The 26,477-nt window shown below is 69.5% G+C and carries 29 protein-coding genes; 14 read left to right on the forward strand and 15 right to left on the reverse strand.

Translation table 11 applies throughout. From position 1 onward, the window contains the following. Nucleotides 1-66: 66 nt before the first annotated feature. Complete coding sequence (locus tag ACZ5VD_RS14525; RefSeq protein WP_468682382.1) at nucleotides 67-651, forward strand: hypothetical protein; 585 nt, start codon at nucleotides 67-69, stop codon at nucleotides 649-651. A 179-nt stretch (nucleotides 652-830) separates the two neighbouring features. Beyond that, complete coding sequence (locus ACZ5VD_RS14530; protein WP_468682496.1) at nucleotides 831-3,008, forward strand: TerD family protein; 2,178 nt, start codon at nucleotides 831-833, stop codon at nucleotides 3,006-3,008. A gap of 82 nt (nucleotides 3,009-3,090) precedes the next feature. Here ACZ5VD_RS14530 and ACZ5VD_RS14535 read toward each other — a convergent pair whose 3' ends face one another. The 5 genes from ACZ5VD_RS14535 to ACZ5VD_RS14555 all read right to left on the reverse strand — a co-directional run bounded on the left by ACZ5VD_RS14535 (nucleotide 3,091) and on the right by ACZ5VD_RS14555 (nucleotide 7,105). Further along, entirely contained in the window at nucleotides 3,091-3,288 is a 198-nt protein-coding gene (locus tag ACZ5VD_RS14535; RefSeq protein ID WP_468682383.1) for a hypothetical protein, read from the reverse strand. Between the two features lie 40 nt (nucleotides 3,289-3,328). Then, the gene (locus ACZ5VD_RS14540) at nucleotides 3,329-4,219 is read right to left on the reverse strand and encodes an SCO4651 family lipoprotein (RefSeq protein WP_468682384.1); all 891 of its coding nucleotides are present in this window, start codon (nucleotides 4,217-4,219) and stop codon (nucleotides 3,329-3,331) included. A gap of 378 nt (nucleotides 4,220-4,597) precedes the next feature. After that, nucleotides 4,598-5,041, reverse strand: coding sequence for a hypothetical protein (locus ACZ5VD_RS14545; protein ID WP_468682385.1), 444 nt, complete (start codon nucleotides 5,039-5,041; stop codon nucleotides 4,598-4,600). Between the two features lie 844 nt (nucleotides 5,042-5,885). Next, nucleotides 5,886-6,356, reverse strand: a complete 471-nt coding sequence (locus tag ACZ5VD_RS14550) for an NUDIX domain-containing protein (RefSeq protein ID WP_468554825.1) — start codon at nucleotides 6,354-6,356, stop codon at nucleotides 5,886-5,888. 2 nt (nucleotides 6,357-6,358) lie between these two features. Next, nucleotides 6,359-7,105 carry an XRE family transcriptional regulator gene (locus ACZ5VD_RS14555; RefSeq protein ID WP_468554824.1) on the reverse strand — a complete coding sequence of 249 codons (747 nt, stop codon included), beginning with the start codon at nucleotides 7,103-7,105 and terminating at the stop codon, nucleotides 6,359-6,361. 213 nt (nucleotides 7,106-7,318) lie between these two features. Here ACZ5VD_RS14555 and ACZ5VD_RS14560 point away from each other — a divergent pair, with 213 nt between their 5' ends. The 3 genes from ACZ5VD_RS14560 to ACZ5VD_RS14570 all read left to right on the forward strand — a co-directional run bounded on the left by ACZ5VD_RS14560 (nucleotide 7,319) and on the right by ACZ5VD_RS14570 (nucleotide 9,896). Then, the gene (locus ACZ5VD_RS14560; protein ID WP_468554823.1) at nucleotides 7,319-7,555 is read left to right on the forward strand and encodes a DUF7848 domain-containing protein; all 237 of its coding nucleotides are present in this window, start codon (nucleotides 7,319-7,321) and stop codon (nucleotides 7,553-7,555) included. A gap of 53 nt (nucleotides 7,556-7,608) precedes the next feature. Next, a complete protein-coding gene (locus ACZ5VD_RS14565) occupies nucleotides 7,609-8,022 on the forward strand; it encodes an ATP-binding protein (protein ID WP_468682497.1) in 414 nt (137 codons plus the stop codon). Nucleotides 8,023-8,141: 119 nt separating this feature from the next. Next, nucleotides 8,142-9,896 (forward strand): lysyl oxidase family protein, encoded by a 1,755-nt coding sequence (locus ACZ5VD_RS14570; protein WP_468682386.1) that lies wholly within the window; start codon nucleotides 8,142-8,144, stop codon nucleotides 9,894-9,896. 21 nt (nucleotides 9,897-9,917) lie between these two features. Here the strand turns inward: ACZ5VD_RS14570 and ACZ5VD_RS14575 are convergent, their stop codons facing one another. Further along, entirely contained in the window at nucleotides 9,918-11,363 is a 1,446-nt protein-coding gene (locus tag ACZ5VD_RS14575; protein WP_468682387.1) for a DUF2079 domain-containing protein, read from the reverse strand. 162 nt (nucleotides 11,364-11,525) lie between these two features. Beyond that, a complete protein-coding gene (locus tag ACZ5VD_RS14580; protein ID WP_468682498.1) occupies nucleotides 11,526-11,807 on the reverse strand; it encodes a hypothetical protein in 282 nt (93 codons plus the stop codon). Nucleotides 11,808-12,090: 283 nt separating this feature from the next. Here ACZ5VD_RS14580 and ACZ5VD_RS14585 point away from each other — a divergent pair, with 283 nt between their 5' ends. From ACZ5VD_RS14585 to ACZ5VD_RS14605, 5 genes are all read left to right on the forward strand, one after another. After that, nucleotides 12,091-12,429 carry a helix-turn-helix domain-containing protein gene (locus tag ACZ5VD_RS14585; protein ID WP_468554818.1) on the forward strand — a complete coding sequence of 113 codons (339 nt, stop codon included), beginning with the start codon at nucleotides 12,091-12,093 and terminating at the stop codon, nucleotides 12,427-12,429. Nucleotides 12,430-12,747: 318 nt separating this feature from the next. Further along, a complete protein-coding gene (locus ACZ5VD_RS14590) occupies nucleotides 12,748-12,951 on the forward strand; it encodes a cold-shock protein (protein ID WP_010986199.1) in 204 nt (67 codons plus the stop codon). Between the two features lie 105 nt (nucleotides 12,952-13,056). After that, complete coding sequence (locus ACZ5VD_RS14595) at nucleotides 13,057-13,359, forward strand: SCO5918 family protein (RefSeq protein ID WP_468554817.1); 303 nt, start codon at nucleotides 13,057-13,059, stop codon at nucleotides 13,357-13,359. A 123-nt stretch (nucleotides 13,360-13,482) separates the two neighbouring features. Then, nucleotides 13,483-14,088, forward strand: a complete 606-nt coding sequence (locus ACZ5VD_RS14600) for a TIGR03086 family metal-binding protein (RefSeq protein WP_468554816.1) — start codon at nucleotides 13,483-13,485, stop codon at nucleotides 14,086-14,088. An 80-nt stretch (nucleotides 14,089-14,168) separates the two neighbouring features. Then, nucleotides 14,169-14,780 carry a phosphoribosylanthranilate isomerase gene (locus ACZ5VD_RS14605; RefSeq protein ID WP_468554815.1) on the forward strand — a complete coding sequence of 204 codons (612 nt, stop codon included), beginning with the start codon at nucleotides 14,169-14,171 and terminating at the stop codon, nucleotides 14,778-14,780. A 25-nt stretch (nucleotides 14,781-14,805) separates the two neighbouring features. Here the strand turns inward: ACZ5VD_RS14605 and ACZ5VD_RS14610 are convergent, their stop codons facing one another. Next, the gene (locus ACZ5VD_RS14610) at nucleotides 14,806-15,138 is read right to left on the reverse strand and encodes a MerR family transcriptional regulator (RefSeq protein WP_468554814.1); all 333 of its coding nucleotides are present in this window, start codon (nucleotides 15,136-15,138) and stop codon (nucleotides 14,806-14,808) included. Nucleotides 15,139-15,248: 110 nt separating this feature from the next. Between ACZ5VD_RS14610 and ACZ5VD_RS14615 the strand changes: the two genes are divergently transcribed. Further along, nucleotides 15,249-15,623, forward strand: a complete 375-nt coding sequence (locus tag ACZ5VD_RS14615; RefSeq protein WP_468554813.1) for a hypothetical protein — start codon at nucleotides 15,249-15,251, stop codon at nucleotides 15,621-15,623. 75 nt (nucleotides 15,624-15,698) lie between these two features. Here the strand turns inward: ACZ5VD_RS14615 and ACZ5VD_RS14620 are convergent, their stop codons facing one another. From ACZ5VD_RS14620 to ACZ5VD_RS14640, 5 genes are all read right to left on the reverse strand, one after another. Next, nucleotides 15,699-16,016 carry an SCO5918 family protein gene (locus ACZ5VD_RS14620; protein WP_468554812.1) on the reverse strand — a complete coding sequence of 106 codons (318 nt, stop codon included), beginning with the start codon at nucleotides 16,014-16,016 and terminating at the stop codon, nucleotides 15,699-15,701. 144 nt (nucleotides 16,017-16,160) lie between these two features. Further along, on the reverse strand, nucleotides 16,161-17,765 hold the full coding sequence (locus ACZ5VD_RS14625; protein WP_468554811.1) for a DEAD/DEAH box helicase: 1,605 nt from the start codon (nucleotides 17,763-17,765) through the stop codon (nucleotides 16,161-16,163). A gap of 282 nt (nucleotides 17,766-18,047) precedes the next feature. Further along, entirely contained in the window at nucleotides 18,048-18,251 is a 204-nt protein-coding gene (locus ACZ5VD_RS14630; RefSeq protein WP_030600152.1) for a cold-shock protein, read from the reverse strand. Between the two features lie 321 nt (nucleotides 18,252-18,572). Then, nucleotides 18,573-19,823, reverse strand: a complete 1,251-nt coding sequence (locus tag ACZ5VD_RS14635) for a cytochrome P450 family protein (RefSeq protein ID WP_468682388.1) — start codon at nucleotides 19,821-19,823, stop codon at nucleotides 18,573-18,575. A gap of 424 nt (nucleotides 19,824-20,247) precedes the next feature. Next, entirely contained in the window at nucleotides 20,248-21,108 is an 861-nt protein-coding gene (locus ACZ5VD_RS14640) for a patatin-like phospholipase family protein (RefSeq protein ID WP_468554809.1), read from the reverse strand. A 113-nt stretch (nucleotides 21,109-21,221) separates the two neighbouring features. Here ACZ5VD_RS14640 and ACZ5VD_RS14645 point away from each other — a divergent pair, with 113 nt between their 5' ends. Beyond that, nucleotides 21,222-21,902: a TetR/AcrR family transcriptional regulator gene (locus ACZ5VD_RS14645; RefSeq protein ID WP_468682389.1), complete on the forward strand. Its 681-nt coding sequence runs from the start codon at nucleotides 21,222-21,224 to the stop codon at nucleotides 21,900-21,902. A 213-nt stretch (nucleotides 21,903-22,115) separates the two neighbouring features. Beyond that, complete coding sequence (locus tag ACZ5VD_RS14650; RefSeq protein WP_468682390.1) at nucleotides 22,116-23,690, forward strand: carbohydrate-binding protein; 1,575 nt, start codon at nucleotides 22,116-22,118, stop codon at nucleotides 23,688-23,690. 65 nt (nucleotides 23,691-23,755) lie between these two features. Here ACZ5VD_RS14650 and ACZ5VD_RS14655 read toward each other — a convergent pair whose 3' ends face one another. Continuing rightward, nucleotides 23,756-24,169, reverse strand: coding sequence for a VOC family protein (locus tag ACZ5VD_RS14655; RefSeq protein WP_468554806.1), 414 nt, complete (start codon nucleotides 24,167-24,169; stop codon nucleotides 23,756-23,758). Nucleotides 24,170-24,406: 237 nt separating this feature from the next. Beyond that, nucleotides 24,407-24,784 (reverse strand): winged helix-turn-helix transcriptional regulator, encoded by a 378-nt coding sequence (locus ACZ5VD_RS14660; protein WP_468554805.1) that lies wholly within the window; start codon nucleotides 24,782-24,784, stop codon nucleotides 24,407-24,409. Nucleotides 24,785-24,930: 146 nt separating this feature from the next. On the opposite strand from ACZ5VD_RS14660, the gene ACZ5VD_RS14665 reads away from it, so the two are divergent. Further along, nucleotides 24,931-26,463, forward strand: a complete 1,533-nt coding sequence (locus ACZ5VD_RS14665) for a PH domain-containing protein (RefSeq protein WP_468682391.1) — start codon at nucleotides 24,931-24,933, stop codon at nucleotides 26,461-26,463. Nucleotides 26,464-26,477 lie beyond the last annotated feature (14 nt).

A 26,477-nucleotide genomic window follows, 5' to 3' on the forward strand; every position in this document is an offset into this window, starting at 1 on the left:
ACAGTTGAGGAGAGAGTTTCCCGTGTGACGGATGGTCGGGTGCCCGGTGCGGCCTATGTTGAGCGAGTGAGCGACACCGACACCGACACCGACACCGACACCGACACGGCCACCGGAACGCCGGCCCTCCGCCCGCGAAGACGCCTGACCCGCGCGCGGGCCGCCGTAGCGGTCGTATCCCTTGTCTCCCTCATCACCGGAGCCCTCGTCTGGCTGTTCCAGGACGAGTTGTTCCACCCCTTCGGAGACACCCGCGCCTGCGAGGGCAGCGAGACGAGCCTGCCGAACGTGATCTCGGCCGGCGGCGCGACCCTCCCCGCCGACGCCTCCGAGATCCACTACGTCACCACCGACGGCACCGCCCGGGTCTCCTTCCGCACCCGCCAACTCCCCGACTACCTCCACCGCACCGGCCTCGTCCCGCCGGACGCCCCCCTCCTCGACGAGCGCTACGGCGACGCCTACGCCCTCGCCGAGGACGAGACCGGACTCCCCGACGGCCTCTGCGGCCCACCCCTCCGCGGCCCGGCCTGGAGCTACCTCGCGAGGGGCGCGGCCCAGGCGGTGAACGTCCTGGCGGAACGGTCCCCGCTCGGCACGGACGGGTTCCGCGAGCCGACTCGGGTGGTGGTGACGTTCGACGTGGGCTGAGCGAGCGGCGTGCGAGGACGGAGGACAGATTCCGTCAGATCACCGCAGTCCGTACTCAACGGGCACTAGAGTCGCACCCTACGTGGAGTGTGCGTCACGTCACACACAGGGGAGCGGCGGACGGCTGGGGGAACGCCGTTACGCCGGTGGCGAGTTGTTTGGGGGGCTTTGTGCACGAGATGGTGAAGGGCGCCAACGTGGGCCTGGCGGCGCTGAGCGACAACGTCGATTCGGTGATCGTGAGCCTGGAGTGGGCCAGCTCGACCGGTGAGGGCGACGCGGACGTCTCCGTCCTTCTGCTCGGGGCACACGGAAAAGTGCGCAGTGACGCCGACTTCTACTTCTACAACAACCCGGTGGCGGCCGACGGCAGCGTGCAGCTCCTGGGCAAGAAGCCGACCGGCGAGGGCAGTGAGGACCGGATCGTCTTCGATCTGACGGCCGTTCCCGCCGATGTCGAAAGAGTCGTGGTGGCCGCGAGCCGCTACGAGGAAGCGCGCTTCGGCGAACTCGAAGACCTCCAGGTGACGTTGGCCGACGGCTCCGGCGAGGACCTGCTCCGCTTCGCCATCGAGGACGCCGGCGCGGTGAGCGCGTTCATCTTCGGTGAGCTGTATCTGCGCGAGGGACAGTGGAAGTTCCGGGCCGTGGGACAGGGCTACGGCAACGGTCTGGCCGGGCTGGCGACCGACTTCGGCGTCGACATCGAGGACGACGCGGCGGACGAGGCGGCGAACGAGGCGGAACAGGCCGTGCTGGACGCACCGTCACCGTCCGAGAACGACCCGCGAACGACGACCTCCGTCACCTTTGTTGAACCCATTACTCCCCCTACCCTCACCACCCCTACTCCCTCCACCACTTCCACCACCTCCATCACTCCTGTCACTCCTGTCACTCCTGTCACTCCTGTCACTCCCGTCGAGCAGGAAGTGCAGGCGACGACGCTGGCCGCCGTACCCTCTCCGCGGCGTTCTGACGACGAGGCGGAGTCGACGAAGCCGTCCTCCGCCCGCCCGGCCCGTCCTCGTACCGCCAAGAAGAAGGTCACTCTCCCCAAGGTGGTGAAGAAGTCCCTCGCGGAGAACGAGTCCTGGCGGGAAGCGCGGCTCTTCCCCGTCTCGGTGCTCAAGAGCGACCGTGACCGCGAGACCCGTGCGACGTCGGTGCTGCTGTCGGTGATGGCACAGGTGCCGGAGTTCGGCAGAAGGCTGATGGCGGCTTTCGGCGCGCCGGCCGGCCGCATGGAGACGTTCGCCGAGGTCTCGCTGCCGCACGGGGACACCCCGCGACGCCCGGACGGCGTGATCCGGGTCGAGCGGGCCGGCAAGCTGTGGACGGCACTGGTCGAGACGAAGACCAATGGCAACGCCCTCAAGCCGGACCAGGTGCAGGCGTACATGGACATCGCCGCCCGCCGGGGCTACGAGGCCGTGATCACGCTGTCGAACGACGTGGCGTTGGAAGGCAGCCCCCTGGTCGACGTCAAGATCGACGGCCGACGCAAGCACAAGGTGGCCCTCTGGCATCTGTCCTGGGCCGAAGTGGCCCACCAGGCACAGATGTTGATCCGGCACGAGGGCGTCGGCAACAGTGCTCACGCCTGGCTGCTGCGGGAACTCCTCGACTACCTCCAGCACGAGAACTCCGGCTGCCACGGCTTCCAGAACATGGGTGCCGCCTGGGTCCCGGTCCGCAAGGGCATCGACGACGAGACCCTCTGCCAGGGCGATCACCGGTCCCTGGAAGTCGTCGAGAGCTGGGAACGGCTCATCCGCCAGGTCTGCCTACGGCTCGGCGGCGAACTCGGACAGAAGGTCCTCCCCGTACGGCGCGCCAGGCGGGGCGCGGATCCGGCCGCGCGCCGGGCGGCCATGGCCGACCAACTCTGCCTGGAGGGCAGGCTGCAGTCGGAACTGCGCATCGAGGGATCGCCCGGCGTCCTCGCCCTCAACGCCGACCTCCGCACCGGCAAACTCCGCACGTCCGTAGAGATCCCGGCACCCGACCAGGGCCTGCCCCTGACCTGGTCCAAACGCCTCATCCGCCGCCTCGGCCAAGCACCCGCCGACCTCCACATCGAGACCCTGGTCGACGGCGACACGGGTGGCCCCCGAGGCACCCTCGAACGCCTCCGCCCCGAGCCCGCCGACCTCCTCCCCAAAAACGGCACGGACATCACCGGCTTCCGCCTCTCCCTCTTCAAAAGCATGGGCAACGGCCGCGGCAACGCCGAAACAGGCTTCATCCGCAGCGTCGACGACGCCGTCCACCGCTTCTACACGACAGTGGTCTCAGAACTGGACCGCCCGACTCCACGGAGGGCGACGGCGGGAGAGGGGGCGGCGGTCGGCTGAGGCGGGGCAGTGGCGTTGAGCGCCTGTCGGACAGCGCCGAACGGGGTGAATGAGACCGGAACTGATGCCGGAGCGGGTCGGGTCACACCTTCTTGACGACGATCGTGTCCGGTACCAGCTTCTCCAGGTCGTCGACGTCCGAGGCGAAGACGGTGACCTGCCCCTTCTGCTGTCGCGCGATGACGGCGAGCACGGCATCGATCGCGTACTTGTGACCGTGCAGTTTGGCGTCGGCCAGGAGCCGGCGTGCCTGACGGGCCTCGTCCTTCCCGACCTCCACGACCTGGAGCCGGGACAGGCGAAGTCTTCCCGGGTGTTGCTCATCCTGCCGGTGTCTCCTCCACCTGTGCGGCGAGGTCAGTGGTGTCTTTGGACGGTGGTGCCTTAACGGTCGCCGGCAGATTGATGTCGAGGAAGGTGAAGGTCAAGTCGAGGGGTTCGCCGTCGACGAACTCAAGCGGCTTGCCCTCGCCGCTCTGTGTGGCGTACGTATCGCCCCGCATGCGGAACTGCCTGGTGTGGTCGTTGTCGCCGATCCAAAGATCCACGGTGAGCGTGCCCTCGATGCGCAGCGCTGTGAACTGATCAAGGCTGTCGATCTGGCGCTCCCGAGCCGCCTTGCTCGCGGCAGCGTCACGGGCGGCGTGTATGCCGCTACTGGTGACCGTTCCTCTGTAGTGAGTGGTCCGGGTGCCGTCGATCGTCTCCGTCCCGATGCTCCGCACGTCCTTGGAGGCGGTCAGGATCATGGACTGCACGGTGGGGTTGCCTTCGATCTGACGCGGCAGTATGCCGTAGGACTGGTTCTCCACCGCGCCGCGTCCCCATACAGCCGGGGCGGCGCTGAACCAGCTCTTGCCGTCCAGCTTCTCGAAGTCGATCGCACTCCCGCTTACGTACATCACTTCGTCGACGAACCGGATCTCCAGCTGGCCGTCTCTCCCCTGGCCGGTCGCGTTCATCTTCATACTCATGGTCAGAGGTTCCGTGTTCATGGATGCCTCGGCCTTCAGCCGCCCCTTGTCCGGTACGGTCCCGGTGACCCGGTAGCGGAGCGACGTGATGCGCTCGGAGTTCGCCGCCGCCTTCGCCACGGCCGTAGCGGGCGTCACCCTGGGCGAGCCTTGATCCGGAGAGTCACTCGCCGAGCCCCCTCCGCAGGCAACCGTTCCCCCAGCGAGCAGCACAGCGGCGAAGGTCGCGCTCGTCACTCTGAGCGGAACGCAACCACGCGATGAAATCGTCAAAATTCCCCCCGGAACCAAGGTGGCTGACCCAAGCCAAGGCCGTGAGCGTATCCCGGCGTGTGTCCCGTGATCCGCTGGGTTCTGGTGGCCATGCGTGACGGACCGACCCACCTGCCAAGGCGAGCTTCTGAGGCCTCGGACTCTTAGCTTGGGAAGCTGGGGGCATTTGAGGCTGGTTGTGGACCTGGCCTGAGCAAAACGGCCGAGACGCGTCCTCGCCGGATTCGGCTGCTTTCGCCGCGGTTCCCCGCTACTCCCCGCTCGATCTGGTGCGCTTGTGGTGCGGTCCGTCCGCGTGAGGCATCAGCAGGCGGCCGTACCAACGGGCGCTCCGGCGCTGAGTCAGAGATCTTGCTTAGCTGACCTGATGAGTCGTCTGATTTCGACGTGGGTCCTTGCTCTGCCCTTTTCGAGCTGGACTTTGCTTGCCGCCCTGGCAAGAGCGTTGACCTCATCGAGTACGGAATCCGCAGCATGGCTCAGCGTCTCGTCGTCCGTGAGCACATGGACCTTCAACAGTGCCTCTTGCGCGCTGGAGCGCAGAACATATCCGCGGTTCCGCACGGCCTCCGGGTCCTCAGACAGCGGTGGTTCGTTCTCGCAGAACCAGAGGTGTATCAAGCAGCTGCGAAGATTGATCAGCATGCTGCCGTAGGCGGAGTATGCGTCATCGGCCGGAACATCCCGCGGCCCGGCCAACTCTCTTCGTTCTGCCATCTGTTCAGAGGGGAGATCTATACCAGACTCAACGATCACACAAGCCTCAGGTTCCACGAACAGGACCACGAGACACTAATGAGTCAGCTACTCAGTAGGGGACCGCCCTCGCGGGGCCCACGAGACGGCGTTCGGTACAGAGGTGCGGCTTGCATGGATCCCTCATGCTGAAGCCCCCATTCCACGGCCAGAAAGAGGAGCATGAGATCAGGACGCCGAGGGGGGCACATGGGCGAACTATCAGAGCGAACCAAGCGACTTCGAAGCTTGACGCGTATCTCAGTAGCAGCTTTCGCAATCGGAGTCATCTTGCTGAGCTGGGTGGCACTCATACCTCGATCAAGTAACTCAGGGCGGCAATCACCATCGACGACAGCTCAAAGCACGCCTGGACCGAGTCACAATCTACCTGGATCGAGCACAACTGACCCGCCAGCACCTGCGACAACTCCTCCTACGGCGGAGCCCAGTTCTCTCCCAACAGATAGGCCTAGCTTTGAGTCAACGGCAACTGATGACGAAAGCAGCGAGGCTGCCGGTCACGCTGATCGAAGTTCCTCTGATTCGATCAGCGCAGCAGAGATGATCACGGTTGTGTCTGGCGCTGTTTCTGCGACCGGTGGAGTCTGTGGTGGTGTTGCTGCAGTCATCGTGGCTCTGCGCACGCCCCGCCCACCGGTTCCTTCGTTCCCGCCATACCCGCCATCCCCTCCGTTAAGGCCTCCAGAACCGCCAGACAGTGGACGGCAACCGTAGTGGTTTCTGGAGGGGGACTGCTGGGGCTGTCTTAGCTCGGTTGATGCTTGCCGCAGTGGCCTCGCTTGATTCTTGACACCGCTTTCCTCGGCTTGGTTGTGCGTGTCCTGAACGGCGTGCGCAGGAAAAAGGCCAGAAGAGTGACAGTTCGTCATGCTCAGCCGAGATAGGGACGTTCGCGGTTTTCCAGGAAGTGACGGAGCCTGAGGCGCTGAGTGTGGTGCATAGGCAGGTCGTCCAGTGCGGCGGGGGAAATGAAGCGGAGTTCCGTGGACTCGTCGGAGATCTCAAGCCGGCCGTCGATGACTCGGGCGGTGAAGCAGACGTTGAACTGGCGCCGTACCTCGCCGTTCGTGTAGGCGATGATGTGCTTCGGGTCGGTGTACGTGCCGACGAGGCCCGTGATTTCCACGTCCAGGCCGGTCTCTTCCTTGACTTCGCGGACGGCTGTGCCGGGGAGTGAGTCCGTGAGGTCCATTCCGCCGCCGGGGAGGGCCCAGAGGTCGTTGTCGCTTCGGCGTTGGAGGAGGATGCGACCCTGATCGTCGGTGACTACGGCCGAAGCCGCCACGACCATGCTGTTGGGCTCGGGGGCGTTCGGGTCGTCGTAGTACTCGGTCCGTGCCATGGTCACCCTTCCCGCTGTACCGGCGTGGCTGTCGCCCATACCGCGTTGAAGCTTTCGGCGTAGGTGTCGAACATGCCTCCCTCTCCGTTTCGGCGAAGATGCCACACCGGAGCCGCGTACGCGTTCACGCCCCAGACGTGGGCGTTGACCAGTTGTTGATCGTCTGCCCGGTACAGGGAGTTGTAGAGCGTGGTGTCGTGTGTGCGTACTTCGATGTTGGGTGTTCCGATCAGGGCGCTGTAGTGCATGAGGGCAAGTCGGCAACGGGACTCGATGCCATGACCGAACTGCTCCTCCTGGCCCCGTGCTTGGACGTTCGCTCCTTCGGCGTCGCCGACCGCGACGCGGACGCGGCAGCCTTCGTCGGCCCGCTCGCGCAGTAGGTCGTTGAGTCGCGGATACGCCTCGTGCAGGAAGACGGCCGCGTACACCAGCAAGTCGATCTGCTCACGTGCCTGTGTCACCAGGTCGACGAAAGCGGAGACGGGGATGTCGGCCCGCTGCTCGTAGAGCGCGACCAGTTCCGGACTGATCGCGCGGGCGGGGCGGACCTGCCGCAGCGTCGGCCAGAGTGCGTGCACGTCTTCTCCCAGGGCTTTTGCTGCCTCCAGGGCAGTGGCGCGTCGTGGCGTGCGCCCGAGATTCACCCATCGCTCAACCGACTTGGGGTCGACCTCGACCGCCTTCGCGAGGGCGGCGTACGTCCAACCTCCGGCTGCCATGACGGCACGTAGTCTCTCGTTCGGCATGAGTCTCTCCCTGTTTCCCGGGACGGCACCAGGGACGTTCTACCTGATGCGGGACGTCCCGGAGTGGGGTTTATGGGAGGTTCCCACGTCCGGCTGACCGGGATGAGGATCACCAGCAACCCTGCGGCACTTCGAGGCCGAGGGCCCGGTCCACCCCGCTGAGGAGCGTCACATGCCGAAGAGATTCGCCCGCGTTGTCAGGGTGGGTGCCTGGTGAACACTCGGGCTGTCCTGCGGTTCGAGACCTGGACACTCGAACCCGACCGTGAACCCGACGCCGAGCCGACGACGTACGCCATGCAGTGTGCCGTGGACGGCGAGACGTCACCGCCGAGCGAGGACTTCGCCGAACCGCAGGGATGGGTGTTACGGCACTGCGGCCGGCATCCGTCGCACCACACCTACCGCGAGATCATCACTCGGCCGTGGAAGGCGTGGAGGCGCCCATGACCATGGCCTCAGCCAGGCCTGTCGCTACCGGCGCTCCCGGTTACACCGAGACGATGCCGTGTGAGCCGGAGTCCGCTCGCCGGGCCCGCCGGCTTGTGTCTGTCGCCTTGGACATCTGGGGCATGGGGGAGTTGTCCGCGACCGGAGTGCAGATCGTCGCCGAGCTGGTCAACAACGCCATCGCGCACACGCGCTGCCGTGTGGTGAGGGTGCTGGTACGGCGGCACAGCGTGGGTGTGGTGCGGATCGGTGTCGCCGACCGCTGCCGAGATGTTCCGGAGCCGGGTAGTCCCGACGAGGACTCCGAGGGTGGGCGTGGCCTGCTCATGGTCGAGGCCTTGAGCTGGAGGTGGGGGTACGACAGGAAGCGGTGGGGCAAGGTGGTCTGGGCGGAGCTGAGGGTGCCGGTCCCTGGATTGTCGAGCCTTGACGACCACGACCCCCAACTCAGCCACCCCACCCCCTAATTCACGTCACTCCACCCCGTTCGAGTTCATTTCGTTCTCAACAAGCAACCTCGTCCCCACCCCGCAACTCTCACAGGTAGTTCACAGCCCCGATCGAGACTCCTGGGAGAGAAGGACCGATGACCGTCAGTTCTATGGAAGAACCTCGCGGCAGTAGCCGTAACCGGACTCATTTACAGCGTTCCGCGCTTGCCACGGGAGCCGTGCTCGCGATTGTCGTCACCGGGGCCGGGGCTGCCCCCAGTGCCGGAGCGGCTGCTGAAGTGGTCGCCGGGAAGCCGGTGTTGAAGTTGGTGGCGGCGTCGAACTCCGTGACGCTGGACCGGTGGGAGGGGAACGACGGGGTCTATCTCGACCTCGGCACCTATGTCACCGTCGACAACGCGCCGTTCGAGTTCAAGGTCACCCGGAAGTCGTACAAGGACCCGGTCGTGGCCCAGCAGATTCTGCGGGACGGCACGAAGAGCAAGACGAGGACCCTGCCCGCCGGGCTGGTGAAGGACTTCTCCGGGCTGCCGGGGTTCCTCGACGTGTCGATCACCGACGCGGACGGCAAGGAGGTGTCGACGAGCAAGGGGACCTACTGTCCGAACAACGCCTCCGGGCGGCTCCGTCCGGACGCCCCGGCGACCTCGCACTATCCGGAGAGCTGCTCCACCAACCCGTGGACGCTGGGCTCGGTGTGGGGAGTCGAGAAGGGCTGGGCGTCCAACTCCACCACTGTCGACTACGACAAGCCGGTGGACCTGCCCGCCGGTGAGTACACGGCCAAGGTGTCGGTGGCGCAGCAGTACCGCGATCTCTTCGACATTCCCGACGACCGGCCCACCATCAAGGTGATCGTCCGGGAGGAGACCGGCGGGGACGGGGCCGCGGGGCTCAGGACAGCCGCTTCCGGGCACGGGGGCCATGGCGCCCACGGGGCTCACGGGGCGGCTCCCTCCGATTCCCACGCCTCCGGTGTCCCCGGTGCCTCTGACGCTTCCGATGCCTCCCATCACTACGGGCCCCGTGGCGCCGACGAACCCACACCGCCCGCCCTCTCGCACGCCCTCGAAGACCGCGGTGCCGCCCATCACCTGGGTGACGGGGCCGGTCACACCGACGGTTCGCGGATCGCGCCCGCGCTGACGCCCAACGCCAAGCGGCCCGCCGGTCGGGCCGGGGTCGCCGCCAACGTGCCCAAGCCGGACCTGCGTTCGCTGCCGGCCTGGGACATCGCCGTCACCGACGGCGAGGACGGGGATGCACCGGGGAAGGACTACCTCGCCTTCAGCGCGAACGTGTGGAACGCGGGTCCCGCCCCGCTGGTCGTGGACGGGTTCCGCAGTCCGGGCAAGGACCTGATGGACGCGTACCAGTACTTCTACGACGCGAACGGCAAGCAGGTCGGGTACACGCCGACCGGCACCATGGAGTGGGACCCGCGGATCGGCCACGAGCACTGGCACTTCACCGACTTCGCCAGCTACCGGCTGCTCAGCGAGGACCAGACGAAGGAGGTGCGCAGCGGCAAGGAGGCGTTCTGCCTGGCCAACACCGACGCCATCGACTACACGGTGAAGAACGCCAACTGGAAGCCGTACAACACCGACTTGTCCACAGCCTGTGGGCAGCAGAACTCGATCTCCGTGCGGGAGGTTCTCGACGTCGGGTCCGGCGACACGTACACGCAGTACCGTCCCGGCCAGTCCTTCGACGTCACCGACCTGCCGAACGGCACGTACTACATCCAGGTGATCGCCAACCCGGAGAACCGGCTCCAGGAGACGAACACCGACAACAACGTCGCGCTGCGCAAGGTGATCCTGGGCGGTGACCCGGGGGCCCGCACGGTCGTCGTGCCGCCGCACGACCTGGTCGACGCGCCGTAACCACTCAGACGTCGTCCTCCGTCAGGTACGCCGACGGAGGGCGACGTATCCGTGCGTGGCGCCGATGATCGTGTACGAGGCGCGCGGATGGAGCCCGCGGACGTGCTCCTCGATGTCGTCGATCGAGCGGTCGTTGTTGGACAGCGCGATGTACTGGGGTGTGACGCCCTTCGTGTTGCCGGTCCAGAAGACGCGGCAGCGGGAGGTGAGGCGGCTGGAGGGACCGATGTTGACCTCGACGGTGGCGCCGTCGGGGATACGCGACAGGAGACGTTCGGCGGCGGTGACGCGGGCGGGCGTGCGGTAGACCTCGGCCTCGGTCAGCACCGACAGGGGGAGCGTGGTGGTGAGCGCGAGCGCGGCGGCGGCCACCGCGGCGGGGAGCTGGTTGGCGTACGAGCGCAGCCAGGGGCGCGAGCTGTAGCGGGCGCCGCCGAGCGCGTCGGCGAGGGCGAGGACGACGACCGGCATCAGGACCGCGTTGTAGTGCCACGCGGTGCCCCAGTAGTCGGGTTCGGCGGAGGCGAAACGCCAGCCGAGCGTGGGCAGGGCCACCACGATCAGCGGGGAGCGCAGGGCCAGCAGGCCGCTGGTGGGGATCAGCAGCCAGGCGAGCGTACGGAGCTTGGCGAGCGGGCCGTCGAAGAGGGCGAAGCCGCTGTCGACCTTGGTCCAGTAGTCGTAGCCGCCGGCCGTGTTGAAGGAGGGGATGACGACCGTCAGCGTGATCACCGTGGCGGCCACCCCCACAGCGGCCACCGCCAGCGCCCACAGCGCCGCGCGCGGTGCCGTGCGGCGGGCGCGCAGGGCCACGACCAGGGCGATCGCCGCGACCGTCAGTCCCAGGTCCTCCTTGACCAGTACCAGCGGCAGCGCCCACAGCAGCGCCCGCCGCCGGCGGTCGGCCAGCAGCGCCTCCAGGCTGAACGCGATCAGCGGTACGGCGAAGCACACCTCGTGGAAGTCGAAGTCGACGGCCCGCTGCATGCCCCAGGACAGGCCGTACGCGATGCCGAGCGCGAGTCCGCGGCGGCGCCCGAGGAGGGCCGCCGCGGCCCGGGTCACCGGTACGGCGGACAGCGCGAACAGCGCGGCCTGGGCGACGAGGAGGGTGACGGGGGAGGGGAAGACCCGGTACAGGGGGGCGAGCAGGGCGGTGACCGGGCTGAAGTGGTCGCCCAGGATGTTGAAGCCGGGACCCTTCAGATCGACGACCGGCGCCCGGAGGTGGGCGTACGCACGGATCGCCTGCTCGAAGATGCCGAGGTCCCAGGAGCGCGTCGCCAGATGCCGGAAGCGGGCCACGGACAGCGTGGCGTACGCGGCGAAGAGGACGGCCGCGAGGACGTACGGGTCGCGGTGGCCGCCGGGTGGACGGGGGCGCCGGTCACGCTGGGAGTGCGTGACCGGCGACGGTATGGAGGCCTGCGGCGTCCGGGTGTCCTGGGGCTCCCCGATGGCGTGCATGGCGGAAATTCTTGCGAATCTGTCGGAACGGAGGCCACGCGGGGGTGCGCGAGAGCACCCGACCCGCACATTTCTGATCACGTGAGGCGGACGGAGCGGGTCGGCGTGCAGGTGAGCGGGCAGGTCGGCGGCCCGGTGGACGGATCGGTCGGCGGGATCAGGTCAGCCGGGCTCGTCCGTGTGGGCGCGCTGCTCCTGGGAACGACTGCTCGCCAGCCAGGTCGAGGGGGCGGGCGGTGCGTCGGCGGGGTGGGCGGTGTCGACCGTCAGGTGGAGCAGGGTGCCGTGTCCGTCCGGGCCCGTGGGGTAGCTGCGCGGTTCGTCGCAGTGGAACGCCTCGCGCAGCAGCAGCGCGACCCGCTGGGCGACATCCGGGTCCGCCGCGATGATGCGGACCTCGGCGAGGTCCTCCCCCTCGGGCGGGTGGTCGGGCATCGAGTGCATGACGGTCACCGTCTCCTCTGTTCCGCCGCTGTTCCGTTGTTCCGCCGCAGGTCTGCCGCGTGCTGCCGCATGCCCCCGGTGCCGGACACGGTACTCCGGAGAGGGGGAGAGGCCCGCTCCGCCCGGGTGCCGTCCCGGCGGCCGGGGGCACCGCCGCGGTCGAACCGGTATCGCACATCTGTCCTCGCCGCAGGAGGGATTCCGTCCGGGCGACTAGAGTTCTCGTACGGGGAACCTGCCCCATGCGGCGGGCCGCGCTCCGACGGCCCGCGGGAAGGCGTACATGCCCTCGGAAGACCAGTCGCAGGCCGCCGACCGGCTCGACGACGACCACTACCCGGCCTACACCATGGGCCGGGCCGCCGAGCTGATCGGTGTCACGCCCGGGTTCCTCCGAGCCCTCGGCGAGGCGAACCTGGTCAGTCCCAAGCGGTCCGACGGCGGCCACCGCCGCTACACCCGGCACCAGCTGCGGCTGGCCGCCCGGGCCCGGGAACTGGTCGGCCAGGGGACGCCGATCGAGGCAGCCATCCGCATCATCGGCCTGGAGGACCAGCTGGAGCAGGCTCTGCGCGACAACGAGGCCCTGCGTGACGGCCACGGTCCGCGGCACGGCGTGTGAATATCTGACGCGGCCGACGGAGAAATTCGACGCGGTTGACGAAGAAACCTGACACGGCCGGTGAAGAAATTCGAGCGGACCCGGGAAAGGGATTCCCGGCCGCCTCGCGCGCGGTTTTCCTCTTGCCGCGAGGGACTCGATGAGGCCCTCCATGCCGATGTCGCGAGGCCCTCGAAGTCGAATTCTTTCCGTGCTACGCTCAACATCAGTTGCAGTTGTGGTTGCCATTTTGCTGCCGGTTTTCCGGGCAGGTGATCATCACGGCGATGAGGAGATTCGCGAGGTGCGGGTCCCCAGCACTGCCTCAGGAGATATGACATGGCCACCGGTACCGTGAAGTGGTTCAACGCTGAAAAGGGTTTCGGCTTCATCGAGCAGGACGGCGGCGGCGCCGACGTCTTCGCTCACTACTCGAACATCGCCACCCAGGGCTTCCGTGAGCTTCAGGAAGGCCAGAAGGTGACGTTCGACGTCACGCAGGGCCAGAAGGGCCCGCAGGCCGAGAACATCGTTCCCGCCTGATCTAGCGCTCAGACTGGGCCCGCACCTTGGGTGCGGGCCCTGTTTGTTTTCCCGCGTCGTTTCCCTGCGTTACCCGCCCTGTCCGGCCGACCCTGGTGAGGCACCATGCGCTGCGTGATCGCCCGTTACCCCTTCGACCTCACCAAGCCCGAGGTCGAGAACAAGATGGAGGGCGTCCGCCCGGAGCCCGTCACAGGGGCCTGCGTGGTCATCGGTCGCAAGACGTTCCCGGTCAAGCAGGTCGGCGAGATCATCACCCGTCAGGACCGCCGCGACTTCACCGCCGACGAGGTGACCCGTGCGCTGGTCCGTCTCGGCTTCACCTGCCACGCCATGCCTCCCGAGCCCCCGGCCTCCTCCCGCCCGGCACCCGCGTCGTTCGGCGGCACGGACGAGCTGATGGGCTGACCCGGTCTGATCCGCATGTGATCGCCATGTGATCCGAACCTGGTCCGAACTGCCCCGACCTGCGACGACATCCAGGTCGCGTTTCTTCAAGACTCGTCTCCCGCCCCTCCCTACCGTGTCGGTATGGGACAAAGGGAACCAGCAGCGGTGATGACCCGGGCCTCGCAGGCCGCCGTGGACGTCGTACGAGGAATCCGGCCCGACGACTTCGACGGGCCCACGCCCTGCCCGGACCACCCGGTCCGCGCCCTGGTGAACCACCTGATTCTCTGGACCGCCGTACGGGGACTCGCCGCGGGACTCAAGCAGTCGCCGCCGGACGGGCCCGAGCAGGTGGCCGACGACCACGACTTCACGGCGCTGCCGGACTGGGCCGACGCGTACGCCGCCCGTTCTGCACACGCCGCCGCCGTCTGGAGCACCCCACAGGCCTGGTCCGGTGAGACGAGCCTGACCGGGGGCGGCCGGATGCCGGCCCGATTCGTCGGCGGGATCGTGCTCGGCGAGTGGCTGCTGCACGGCTGGGACCTCGCCGTCGCCACCGGGCAGAAACTCGACGTGGCCGACGACCTCGCGGCGGTCCTCTTCGAGGACGTCACCGCCAAGGCCGAGACGGCCAGGCGGTACGGCGTCTTCGGTCCGGAGATCGCCGTACCCACCACCGCCCCGCTGTTCGACCGCGCCCTCGGCCTCGCCGGCCGCGACCCCGGCTGGAGGCGCGGGTCCTGACCGCGGGCCGCCGGCCCGGACGACGCCGGTAACGTGGTCGCTCCACCCGCATCCCGTCGTACGTCCCATGGAGCACCAGCGTGAGCAACTCCCTGTTCGTCAAGATCTGCGGTCTGAAGACCGAGAGGGACGTCGACACGGCGATCGAGGCGGGGGCCGACGCCATCGGGTTCGTGTTCTCGCAGAGCCCCCGCCGGATCGACGCGGCCACGGCCGCGCGGCTGTCCCGGCGGGTGCCGGAGAGCGTGCTGACGGTCGGCGTCTTCCGCGGGGAGCCCCTGGACGACGTACGGTCCGTGGCCGCCGACGCGGGAATCCGCGCCGTACAACTGCACGGGCCGGAGGACCGCGCGTACTACGACGGGCTGGCGACCGGCGGCTGGACGCTGATCCGGGCCGCCGCGTTCGGTGACAGCGTGCCGCGCTTCGGAGACCTGGGCGAGGACATGCTCCTCCTCGACGCCCCCGTGCCCGGGTCCGGTGTCGCCTGGGACTGGACCAGCCGGCCGCTCGCCGGATCCGGCGAGAAGTGGCTGCTCGCCGGGGGCCTCAGCCCGGACAACGTGCGGGACGCCGTCGAGGCCGCGCAGCCGTGGGGGGTCGACGTGTCCAGCGGGGTGGAGCAGAGCCGGGGCGTCAAGGACCCGGCTCTGATCACCGCGTTCGTGAAGGCCGCCCGCGCGGGGGCCTGACCGGGGGTCCGGTCGACGCTCTCTCTCAGCCGGTGGGGGACCCCTTCGCGGCCCGGCGGTACTCGGCGTTGATGCGCTGGGCCTCTTCGAGCTGGTCCTCCAGGATGACGATCCGGCACGCGGCCTCGATCGGTGTGCCCTGGTCGACGAGCTCGCGGGCGCGGGACGCGATCCGCAGCTGGTAACGGGAGTAGCGGCGATGCCCGCCCTCCGAACGCAGCGGAGTGATCAGCCGGGCCTCGCCGACGGCCCGGAGGAAGCCCGGCGTGGTGCCGAGCAGCTCGGCGGCCCGGCCCATCGTGTACGCCGGGTAGTCGTCGTCGTCCAGACGATCGCTGAGTGGACGGTCTGCTGTCATGTCACCTCGTTGAGCCACGTGTCGAAGGGCCCTCGCTTCCTGCGGCACCGGGCCCCACAGGAAATTCAACACCATCCGCCGGTCCCGGCCACCGCATAGGATCGGCTCTCATGCCGAACACCGACGAACTCCTCCTCGCCATCTCGACCATGGTGGAGTCCGAGCAGAGCAACCAGATGTCGCTGACCGTGGTCGTCGCGGGTGCCGTCATCACCGGCCGACTGGCTCCCGAGGCCGTGTGGCGCAAACGGGTGTCGGAGGTCCTCAAGGACTCCGACCAGCTCGGACCGTTCTCCGACGTCTTCACCGCAGGCCGGGCCGAGCACCGCCCCGAACCCGGTGAGCCGCCGACTCATCTGCACTTCCATCTCGCCCGCATCCTGCAGGGCACCGTGGGGATCCCCGAGACGGGAGGGATGTACCGGGTGGCGATCAGGGACGTCAGCGCCTGGACCGTGGGCGACTTCAGCTACTCCGACCACTGAACACAGCAGTGAGGGTCCTGCCGACGTGTGTCGGCAGGACCCTCACTGCTGTTCCGGAACGGATCGTGCCCGTCCTCACGCCTCCTGGTGCTCGGGGATGCCGAGCAGCGCCGAGGCGGTTTCGAGCGGGCTGAGCACCTGGACGGGCTCGACGGCCTGGGGGACGTCGTGGCAGGTGAAGCCGAGGCGGGCCATCGCGCGGGTGACCTCACCGGCGGTGAAGTCGCGGCGGTCCTGGCGGGTGATGACCTCACCCACCTGCTTGACCGGGTAGCGGCGACGGCCGATGGTCACGGACTCACCCGTGACCAGCTCGGGCTTGATGCCCTTCATCGAGTCCAGTACCCCCTGCTTGGTGAAGTCGAAGGGGTAGCGGGCGATGACACAGCGCATGATGCCTCACAGGGAGAAGGAGAACCGGCGGACCGGGTGTCGCCGAAACGAGGACGCCCCGCCGCCGGACCCGGCCCGTGTACTGACGTACGGACCGGATCCGGCGACGGGTGAGCCGAGTGTGCTCACTGGACCACGAAGGGGTTATGCCGCCGAGTCGTAGGAGGACCTGCGGCGCGCGGTACGGCGGCCTGCCTCGCTCGACGCCCGGCTCTGGCCGCCGCCCTGACCGCCACGGCTCTGACCGCCCTGACCGCCCTGGCCGCTCTGACCACCACGGCCCTGGCCGCCCTGGCCGCTGCGGCCCTGGCCACCCTGACCGCCCTGGCCCGCCTGACCACCGCGGCCACGACGGCCCCGGGTCGAGGAGGACGCGCTGCGACGGGGACGCTCCACCACCGGTGCGGTGATGACGACCGGGACGCCGGACGGAATCTGAGCGCCCGTGATACGGGTCAACTCCTCCTCGCCCGACCGTACTTGGGTGACCGTCGCGGTGATGCCGGCCGAGGCCATCAGCCGGGTCATGTCCCGGCGCTGGTCGGGGGTCACCAGGGTGACGACACTGCCGGACTCACCGGCGCGGGCCGTACGGCCGCCGCGGTGCAGGTAGTCCTTGGGGTCGGTCGGCGGGTCCACGTTGACGACCAGGTCGAGGTTGTCGACGTGGATGCCGCGGGCCGCGACGTTCGTCGCCACCAGGACCGAGACGTGGCCGTCCTTGAACTGGGCCAGCGTCCGGGTGCGCTGCGGCTGGGACTTGCCGCCGTGCAGACCGGCGGCGCGGACGCCGCTGTTCAGCAGGTGCTTGGTCAGCTTGTCCACCGCGTGCTTGGTGTCCAGGAACATGATCACGCGGCCTTCGCGGGCCGCGATCTCGGTGGTGGTCTGCTGCTTGTCCGTGCCGTGCACGTGGAGCACGTGGTGCTCCATCGTGGTGACCGCGCCCTGGGACGGGTCGACGGAGTGCACGACCGGGTCGCTGAGGTAGCGGCGGACCAGCAGGTCCACGTTGCGGTCCAGGGTGGCCGAGAAGAGCAGCCGCTGGCCGTCGTTGCGTACCTGGTTGAGCAGGGCGGTGACCTGGGGCATGAAGCCCATGTCGGTCATCTGGTCGGCCTCGTCGAGGACCGTGATGGCGACATCGTCCAGCCGGCAGTCGCCGCGGTCGATGAGGTCCTTGAGCCGTCCCGGCGTGGCGACGACGACCTCGGCACCGGCGCGCAGCGCACCGGCCTGCCTGCCGATCGACATTCCGCCGACGACGGTGGCCAGCCGCAGCTTCACGGCCCTGGCGTACGGGGTGAGCGCGTCGGTGACCTGCTGGGCGAGCTCGCGGGTCGGTACGAGGACCAGCGCGAGCGGCTGCCGGGCCTCGGCGGTGCGGCCCGCCGTACGGGCCAGCAGGGCGAGGCCGAAGGCGAGGGTCTTGCCCGAGCCGGTGCGGCCACGGCCGAGGACGTCACGGCCGGCGAGCGAGTTGGGCAGCGTCGCGGCCTGGATCGGGAACGGAACGGTCACGCCCTCGTGGCCGAGCGCCGCCAACAGCTGGGCCGGCATGTCGAGTTCGTCGAACGCCTCGACGGCGGGCAGGGCGGGGGTGATGCTCTTCGGCAGGGCGAACTCGCCCTGAGCCGCCATCGGTCGGCCGCTTCGGCCGGAGCTGCTGCGCTGCTTGGGCGCGGCGCCTCCGCTACGGGTGCGGGAGAAGCGGTCGTTCGTGCGAGTGCGCGTGTGGGCGCGGTTCATACGGAACCTTCCTTGATGCGGCACGTACCAAGGAATTCCCGCAGCAGCACAGCAGCGCAGAGAATTGCAAGAACGGGCCGAAACGAATTCAAAACGAAATTCAAACCGAGATTGCCGGACATCGAATCTGGGATGCGGCGGATACGGTGGATCAAACGAATATCGAAAATGGGATCTCCGGTATTGGGCGTGCTTTTCGTGAGCGGCGCCCTGAACGCAGCGAGCTGGGGCCCGCACCCCAAGGTGCGGGCCCCAGCTGCGAAGCAAGCGTCTGATTCAGTGTCAGGCGGGGACGATGTTCTCGGCCGTCGGGCCCTTCTGGCCCTGAGCGATGTCGAAGGACACCTTCTGACCCTCCTGAAGCTCGCGGAAGCCCTGGGTGGCGATGTTCGAGTAGTGGGCGAAGACGTCGGGGCCGCCGCCGTCCTGCTCGATGAAGCCGAAGCCCTTTTCCGCGTTGAACCACTTCACGGTGCCAGTAGCCATGTCATATCTCCTTCGGGACGGTGTTCGGAGCTCGCCGTGTGCGGACTCCGGTCGCCGTGATGATCAGCCCGTCGGAAAAACCTTCTGGCTACCACAACTGCAACTGAGATCGACAGTAGCATGGTGCGATCGGGCATGCACGACCGACAATTCCGTTCCGCCAGCCGTCTCGGGAATACTCATCGCGCGTCGCGCCGATTTCTCACTTCACGGTCACAGATATTGCTCTGTTGTCGCCGGACGGGCGGCTGCCGGGCGGTTGTCGGGGGGTGAGGGGCCCTTTCCACGGTGACGAAGCCCACATTGGGCACACCGGTCCCGTCAGGCCCGTCGGCCCAGGTCCAGGGGCAGTTCCGCCAGGCCCCGCAGCAGGGTGCCGGCCCGCCAGGTGAGCGTCGAGGGGTCCGTCGCGAAGGCGAGGGAGGGGTGCCGCTCCAGGAGCAGGCGTACGGCGGCCTCGGCTTCCAGGCGGGCCAGGGGCGCTCCGAGGCAGTGGTGGAGGCCGTGGCCGAACCCCAGGTTGCCTCGCGTGTCCCGGGTGACGTCGAAGCGGTCGGGCTCCGCGAAGTGCAGCGGGTCGCGGGAGGCCGCGGCGAGGGAGACCTGGACCGTGTCGCCGGCGGCTATGCGGGTGCCCGCGAGGTCGAGGGGCTCGGCCGCGAAGCGGAACGCGCTGGCGTGGACGGGGGAGTTGAGGCGCAGCGACTCCTCCACCGCGCGGTGGGTCAGCCCGGGGTCGGCGCGGAGCAGGGCGAGTTGGCCGGGGTGGGCGAGCAGGCTGTGCAGGGTCGCGGAGATCAGGTTGACCGTCGTCTCGTGGCCGGCGACGAGGATGAGGAAGGCCATGCCCAGGGCCTCGTCGGGGGTGAGGGCGGGGGTGTCCGGCTCCGGGGGTGCGGCCAGGTCGCCGAGGAGGGTGCCGTGGGTGGCGCCTTCGGCGACGGCGTTGACGGTGGCCGCGAGGGTGCCTTCGGTGGTGGCGGTCCCGGGGGTGATCAGCTCGGTGAGACGGTTGGTCAGCGCGGCTGCGGCCGAGGCCGCCGCTTGCTCCGAGGTGGGCATGACCAGCTCGTTCGACCAGGTGTGGAAGGCGGAGCGGTCCGCGGTGGGGACGCCGAGGAGGTCGCAGATCACCGTGACGGGCAACGGCAGCGCGTACCGGCTCACCAGGTCCGCGGTACCCCGCTGCGGCAACGCGTCGAGCAGCTCACCGGCGGTGGCCTCGATCCGCGGGCGCAGCGCGGAGACCCGGGCGGGCGTGAAGTGGCCCGCCACCAGGCGGCGCAGCCGGGTGTGCTGCGGGGGATCGCTCTGCAGCATGTTGCGGCCCAGGGCGTGGCCCCCGTCGGTCTCCCAGGACGAGGAGTGCCGGATGTCGTTGCGCAGCCGCGGATCGGTCAGCGCGGTACGCGCCGCGTCGCGGCTCACCACGAGCCAGCACTCACCGCTCCCCGGTACGGAGACCCGATGCACGGCGCCCTTGTCCCGCAGGGCCGCGAGGACGGCGTAGGGGTCGCGTGCGAGGTCGTGGCCGTCGGGGGCCAGGTCTTCGAGGGTGGGGGCGGTGGGCATGGGGACGCCTTTCGGGGGAGGGGTTTGTGGGGTCACCCGGTCGGTGGGGCAGCGGGCCAAAGGGACAGGGGGTCGGAGGGGCGGCGGGTCGGTGGGCCAAAGGGACAGCGGGGCGGCGGGTCGGTGGCGCGGCGGGTCGGAGGGCCAGAGGGTCACCGGGTCAGAGGGGCGGCGGCCGGTGGGTCACCGGGTCGGTGGGCCAAAGGGACAGCGGGGCGGTGGGTCGGCGGGTCGGTGGCGCAGCGGGTCGGAGGGGCAGCGGGTCGGAGGGCCAGAGGGTCACCGGGTCAGAGGGGTGGCGGGTTGGTGGGTCACCGGCGGGGCGTTGAGTCAACGGTCCGGTCCGGTCCGGCTGGGCGGGGTGGCTGTGGGCAGGGGCTGCTCAGGGGAGGGAGGGGTGGCTGCGGGGAGAGGGGGCTACCGGCTACCGCGCGCTTCCGGAGTGGTGCCATGCCTCGGCCACCGTGTCCGCGACCGCCGTGGCCTGGGTGTGGCCGGCGCGGGCGGCGGGGGTGCGGTGGGTGGGGGAGGTCAGGTCACGGCCCATGGCTCGGCGGGAGGGGGCGTCGGGGGTGAGGAGGGTGACGGTGGTGCCGTCGGCGGTGAGCCGGGCGGCTTCCTGGTGGGCGTCGGGGTGGGGGCCGACCGCGTTCGGGATCGGGGCGACGGCCAGGACCCGCTCGTAGCCGCGGGCGAGGTGGAGGTTGGCGGTGGAGCGGCTGCCGCCGTCCATCCAGCGGCGGCCGTCGGCGGTGGTGGTGGGCGGCCAGACCAGGGGCACCGCGCAACTCGCGGCGACGGCCTCGACGAGCGTGAGTGCCGAGGTCGCGTCGAAGGTCTCCACCAGGCCGGTGTGGGCGTCGACCGAGGCGATCCGCAGGGTGCGTGCGGGCCATCGGGTCGCCCCGCGCAGGAGGGGCCGCAGGGCTGTCGGCAGGTCGGTTCCGGGGGTGGGGCGCGCGGCCAGGGCGGCGCGGCCCAGGCGGCGTACGGAGCGGTCGGGGTCGCGGGATCCGAGGGCCGCCCACAGGAAGCGGAGGGTCTGGCCCGTGGTGACCTTCATGTCCAGCCGGTCGGCGCCGCTGAGCTGACGTTCGTACAGCTCACGCGGTGGCTCCCCGCACGCGAGGCGGGAGCCGAAGATCGCGCCGGCCGAGGTGCCGATGACGACATCCGCCCGACCGAGGTCGACACCGGCGTCCGCGAGACCGGCGAGCACGCCGGTCATCCAGGCGCCGCCGACCGGGCCGCCACCGCCGAGTACGAGTGCCGTGCCGCCGCCCATGTGATGTCCTCCCGAGCCGATGCCATGGAAAGTGGGGAGTGGTCCCCGGTTTTGGGATCGACGGTAACATCCCTTGCGGGGAGTGCTCCCCGTTTTCTTCGAGGAGGGTGTCGATGGCCGAAGGCGCGGACCGGGCGACGCCTCCGCGGCGGCGTGACGCGCGGCGCAGCTGGGATCTCCTGGTGGCGGCGGCCCACGAGGTGTTCGCCGAGCAGGGGCTCGAAGCGCCGCTGGACGTCATCGCCCGCCGGGCCGGCGTCGGCAACGCCACGCTCTACCGGCACTTCCCCGCCCGTGCCGCCCTCATCGACGCCGTCTTCCGCGACCTGCTGACGGGCACCATGACCGCGGGTGAGCGGGCCCGGTCGGCGCCGGACGCGTGGGCGGGGCTGACCGGCTATCTGGAGGCCGTCTTCGCCGTCCTGGCCGCCGACCGTGGCACCAACGACCTCATGACCACCCGCCTGGAGGGCGTCGGCTCGCTGGAGGCCGTGCACGCACACAACCACGAGACGGTGGAACTCCTGCTGCGCCGCGGCCGGGACGAGGGCACGGTCCGTGCCGATGTCACCGTCGAGGACGTCCTGTTCGGGCTCGCCGCGCTGGGCCGTGCGGTGCCCGCCCTGACCGGTGCGGCCACCCCGGACGCCTGGCGCCGCCCCCTCGCCCTGTTCCTCTCCGGCCTCCGGGCCGCACCGCCGCCCGTGCCGCTGCCGGCGCCCGCCCTCACTCCCGCCCAACTCGGTGACGTCCTGCGGGGACTGGGGCCGCATCGCAAGCCCTCGGCGAGCTGAGCGTCTCTCGGGGCAGGTTCATCACCTGGAACGACGTGCGGGTGGGGCGCTGAAATATCCGCCGGATCCGCCCTCCGGCGTACATCTATGTGAACAGAAATCAAGTACCAGTCTCTTGACGCGCCCAGGACATGCCTCCAAGCTTCCGGATGGAAAGCGCTTTCCGGCCCGGTTCTGCAGATGATCCAACCGTCCTGGAGATGGAGATCAACGATGCAAACTACGCAACTGAGACCCGTCATGGCGTGCGTCGGCCTGATGGCAGGCATGCTCGTCGCGCTGTCCGGCACCACGGCACAGGCCGCCACCACCCGTTACGAGGCCGAGAGTTACCCGGCCGTCTGCACCGGCACCATCGACTCCGACTGGACCGGATTCTCCGGCAGCGGATTCTGCAACGGCACCAACGCGACCGGCGCCTACGCCCAGTTCACCGTGACCGCACCCGCATCGGGCACGGCGACCCTGTCCGTCCGTTTCGCCAACGGTGTCGCCGCCGCACGGGCCGCGACCGTCACGGTGAACGGCTCCACGGCCGCGACCGCGTCCTTCGAGAGCACCGGCACCTGGACGGGGTGGACGACCAAGACCCTGACCGTGCCGGTGAGTTCGGGCAGCAATGTGATCCGGATCAGCCCGACCTCCGCCACCGGACTGCCCAACATCGACTATCTCGACGCGAACGTGCCCGACGGCACCACCAACCCGCCGTCGAGTTCCGCGCTGTACGTCTCGCCGACCGGCACGGCCGGCGCGGCCGGCACGATCTCCGCCCCCACCACCCTCACCTCGGCGATCAGCCGTATCACCGCCGGCGGGACGATCTACCTGCGGGGCGGCACGTACGCCCACGCGTCGACCGTCACCATCCCCGTCGGCAACAACGGGACCTCCGCCGCCCGGACGACGCTCTCGGCCTACCCCGGCGAGACCCCGGTCCTCAACTTCTCTGCGCAGAGCGAGAGTTCGTCGAACCGTGGGCTCCAGCTGAACGCCTCGTACTGGCGGATCTACGGTCTCGTCGTCGAGCGTGCCGGTGACAACGGGATCTATGTCGGCGGCAGCAACAACGTCGTCGAGCGGACCGTGACGCGGTTCAACCGGGACACGGGGCTGCAGCTCGGCCGTATCTCCTCCAGCTCCCCCAGCAGCGAGTGGCCGTCGAACAACCTCGTTCTGAGCGCCGAGTCGCACGACAACGCCGACTCCGACGGGGAGGACGCGGACGGGTTCGCCGCGAAGCTGACCACCGGCACCGGGAACGTGTTCCGGTACGCCGTGGCCCACAACAACATCGACGACGGCTGGGACCTCTACACCAAGCCGGACACGGGAGCCATCGGCCCGGTGACCGTCGAGGACTCCCTCTCCTACGAGAACGGCACGCTCAGCGACGGGTCGCAGGCCGGGAACGGGGACCGCAACGGCTACAAGCTCGGCGGCGACGGCATCGCGGTGAACCACGTCGTGCGGCGCAGCATCGCCTACGACAACGGCAAGCACGGTTTCACGTGGAACAGCAATCCCGGCACGATGGCGGTGTCGGGCAACGTGAGCATCGACAACACCGAACGCAACTTCAACTTCGACGGCGGCACCTCGGTGTTCCGCGACAACACCTCGTGCCGCGGCGGCAGCGGTACGAACGACCGGATCATCGGTGACTCCAACAGCTCCAACCAGTTCTGGTCCGGCACGAACGGTTCCCGGTGCTCCGCGTACTCCGGCGCCCTGCACTGGTCCTTCGCCACGGACGGGCGCCTGGTGGTGACCTTCGGCGGCGGCTGACCCGTACGCCGGCCAATGAACCCCCAGGTCAGCGGCCTGGGGGTTCAGAGGGTCCGGGGACGGTGTCAGTCCTGCGGCCGGCCGATATTGACCATCCAGGGGATGCCGAACCGGTCCGTGCACATGCCGAACACATCGCCCCACATCTGCTTCTCCAGGGGCACGGCCACCGCGCCGCCCTCGGACAGCTTCTCCCAGTAGCCGCGCAGCTCGGCGTCGTCGTCGCCGCTCAGGCTCACCGAGAAGTTGGTGCCGGGGTGGTGTTCCATGCCGGGCGGGGTGTCGGCGCCCATCAGCGCGAAGCCGCTCGGTGTCTCCAGCATGCCGTGCATGATCTTGTCGGCCTCCGGTGTGCCCGCCTGGCCGAAGTCGCCGAAGGTGTTCAGCGCCAGAGTGCCGCCGAAGACCTCCTGGTAGAACTCCAGCGCGGGGCGGGCGTCGCCGTCGAAGCTGAGATACGGGTTGAGTCGCGAGGTCATGAGAACCTCCCTGAGGTCCTGCTGATCAGGTGAACGGTCGGTTGTGGGGAGACTAGTCCCGGGCACTGACAACGGCATGCCGAGTCGTCGCGCTAGGCCGGGACCTCTGTCGTCGGCCGCGGCTTCGTCCCGGTGAGGCGTGCCGAGCGGGTCAGAGGGCCGAAGGCGGCCAGGACGACCGCGCCGACGAGCCAGGTACCGGCCCGGATCAGGCGCTCGGCCCGCGGGGCGTCCGGATCAGGCGCGCTGCTTGGCCGAGTCGTACTCCTGGCGGGCCTTCTCCACCTGCTCCAGACGGTCGTTGGTCCACACCGCCAGCGCGTTGACCTGCTCGGCCGCCTCGCGGCCCAGGTCGGTGAGGGAGTAGTCGACGTGGGGCGGGATCACCGGCCTGACGTCCCGGTTCACTAGGCCGTCCCGCTCCAGACTCTGCAGGGTCTGCGCGAGCATCTTCTCGCTCACCTGGCCGACGGATGCCATGGCACCGATCGCGCGGCGCAGCTCGGCGAAGCGGTGCGGGTGCTCCAGGAGCTGGATCAGCACGAGGACGCCCCAACGGCTGGTGACGTGCTCCATGGTCAGACGCTGGGGGCACAGGGGGGTGTTCACAGCCATGTCAGTACCGTACGTCAAAGGACGTGGTCGCCGAGGGTGACCGTCTTGGGCCGGGGTGGGGGTACGAGGTCGGCAGTGTCGGCTGCCGGAACGCTGCCGCACCTCGTACAAGCGCGTGCGGCGCGGCCGATGGCAGGGTTCGGCGCATGACCGAGGTACGGGAAGTGAACTGCCGTCCCCGTGGGGCGCGGGCCCTGTGGTTCTTCGTCGGGCTCGGGGCGGCCGGGGCGGGAGCGGCCCTGGTGCGTACGGCGTACCGGGGCCCGGACGGGTGGCTGGGCGTCGGCGTGCTGTTCGCGCTGGCGGGCTTCGCGGCGCTCCACAAGGTCACCGCCCGCCTCGACGCCGACGCGTCCGGCCTGCGCTCCTGGACGCCGCTGCGCCGCCGGACGCTGCCGTGGGCCGACATCGCGGACCTGCGCGTACGTCTGAAGTACGCGCACAACAGCCGGGTCCAGGACACCCGCCGGGTCAGTGTGCTGCTGCGTGACGGACGGGTACGGCTGCTGCCCCTGCCGCAGAGCTGGACCTCCGACGACCCGGACTTCGACGCGACACTGGGCGCGCTGCGCACGCTCCACCGCCGCTACGGATCCCCGGAGTCGAGCCATGTCCCCGTCGTCACGCACCGCACCGCCGGGCGCGGCTGGGCCGGGTCGCTGAGTCTGTGCGCGCTGCTGCTCGCCGGCGCGGGCACGGCGGCGTGGTGCGTGCCGGACGCCGCGTCGGACGAGCGGGCGTGGAGGTCGGCCGCCCCGTGCAGCGCCGTGACACCCGTCGCGGAGCGCGAGGAGTGCCTGACCGCCGAGCGGGCCGTGGTCGAGTGGACCGTGGCGAAGCGGCCCAAGAAGACCAGCTGGCTGTACTTCGCCGACGGGCGGCCGATGGAGCGGCTCGCGGTCTCCCGCGAGACCGCCGAGGGGTTCGAACCCGGAGACCGGGTCCGACTGACCTTCTGGCGGGGCGGGGTGGTGGAGATCGAGGGGACGCACTACGTGTGGCGCACGCACATGACCGCCGCCGGGGAGCCGGCCGCCCTCGCCGCGGCGCTCGTGCTCGCCGCGGGCTTTCCCGGCGCCCAGGTGCTGCTGCGGCGGCGTGGGCGCCGGCTGCCGGACGACGAGGTCCTGCCCTCGGCGGCCCCCTTCGTGGGCGCGCTGGTCGGTACGGCCCTGTGGCTGCTGCCGCTCTGCTACTTGCACCCCACGACCCTGCTCCGCTCGCCCGTGGCGCTCACCTGGGCGGCGGCGGGTACGTCGGTCACGGTCCTCCTCCTCCTCTGGGCCTGGCGTACCACCCGGGTGCGGGCGCCCGGGGAGGCGGCCGACGGGGTCCCGGCGGCCGTCGCGGCCGAGGAGGGGGAGGTGTTCCTCGCCGCCCGCTTCCTGGAGCACACCGACTTCAACCCGCTCGGCTTCGGCACCCACGTCGTCCTCGGCGACGGCCCGCCCGAGGTGACACCGCACGGCGGCCCGGGCCGGTTCGCGGCGAAGCGGATCCCGGTGGAGCGGCTCACCGTGACGACCGTGCGCCGGGTCCGGGGCAGCGACGGCGAGACCGTCCCCGGAAGCTGGCACATGGCCGAACTCGACTACGCGGGCACCCCGATCCGCCTCGCCGCCGCCCCGGCCGACCTCACCCGCATCCTCCGTGCACTGGACGGTGCCGGTGACGGCTGACCGAGACGTCCAGG

This window comes from Streptomyces sp. NPDC032822 (assembly GCF_055578825.1).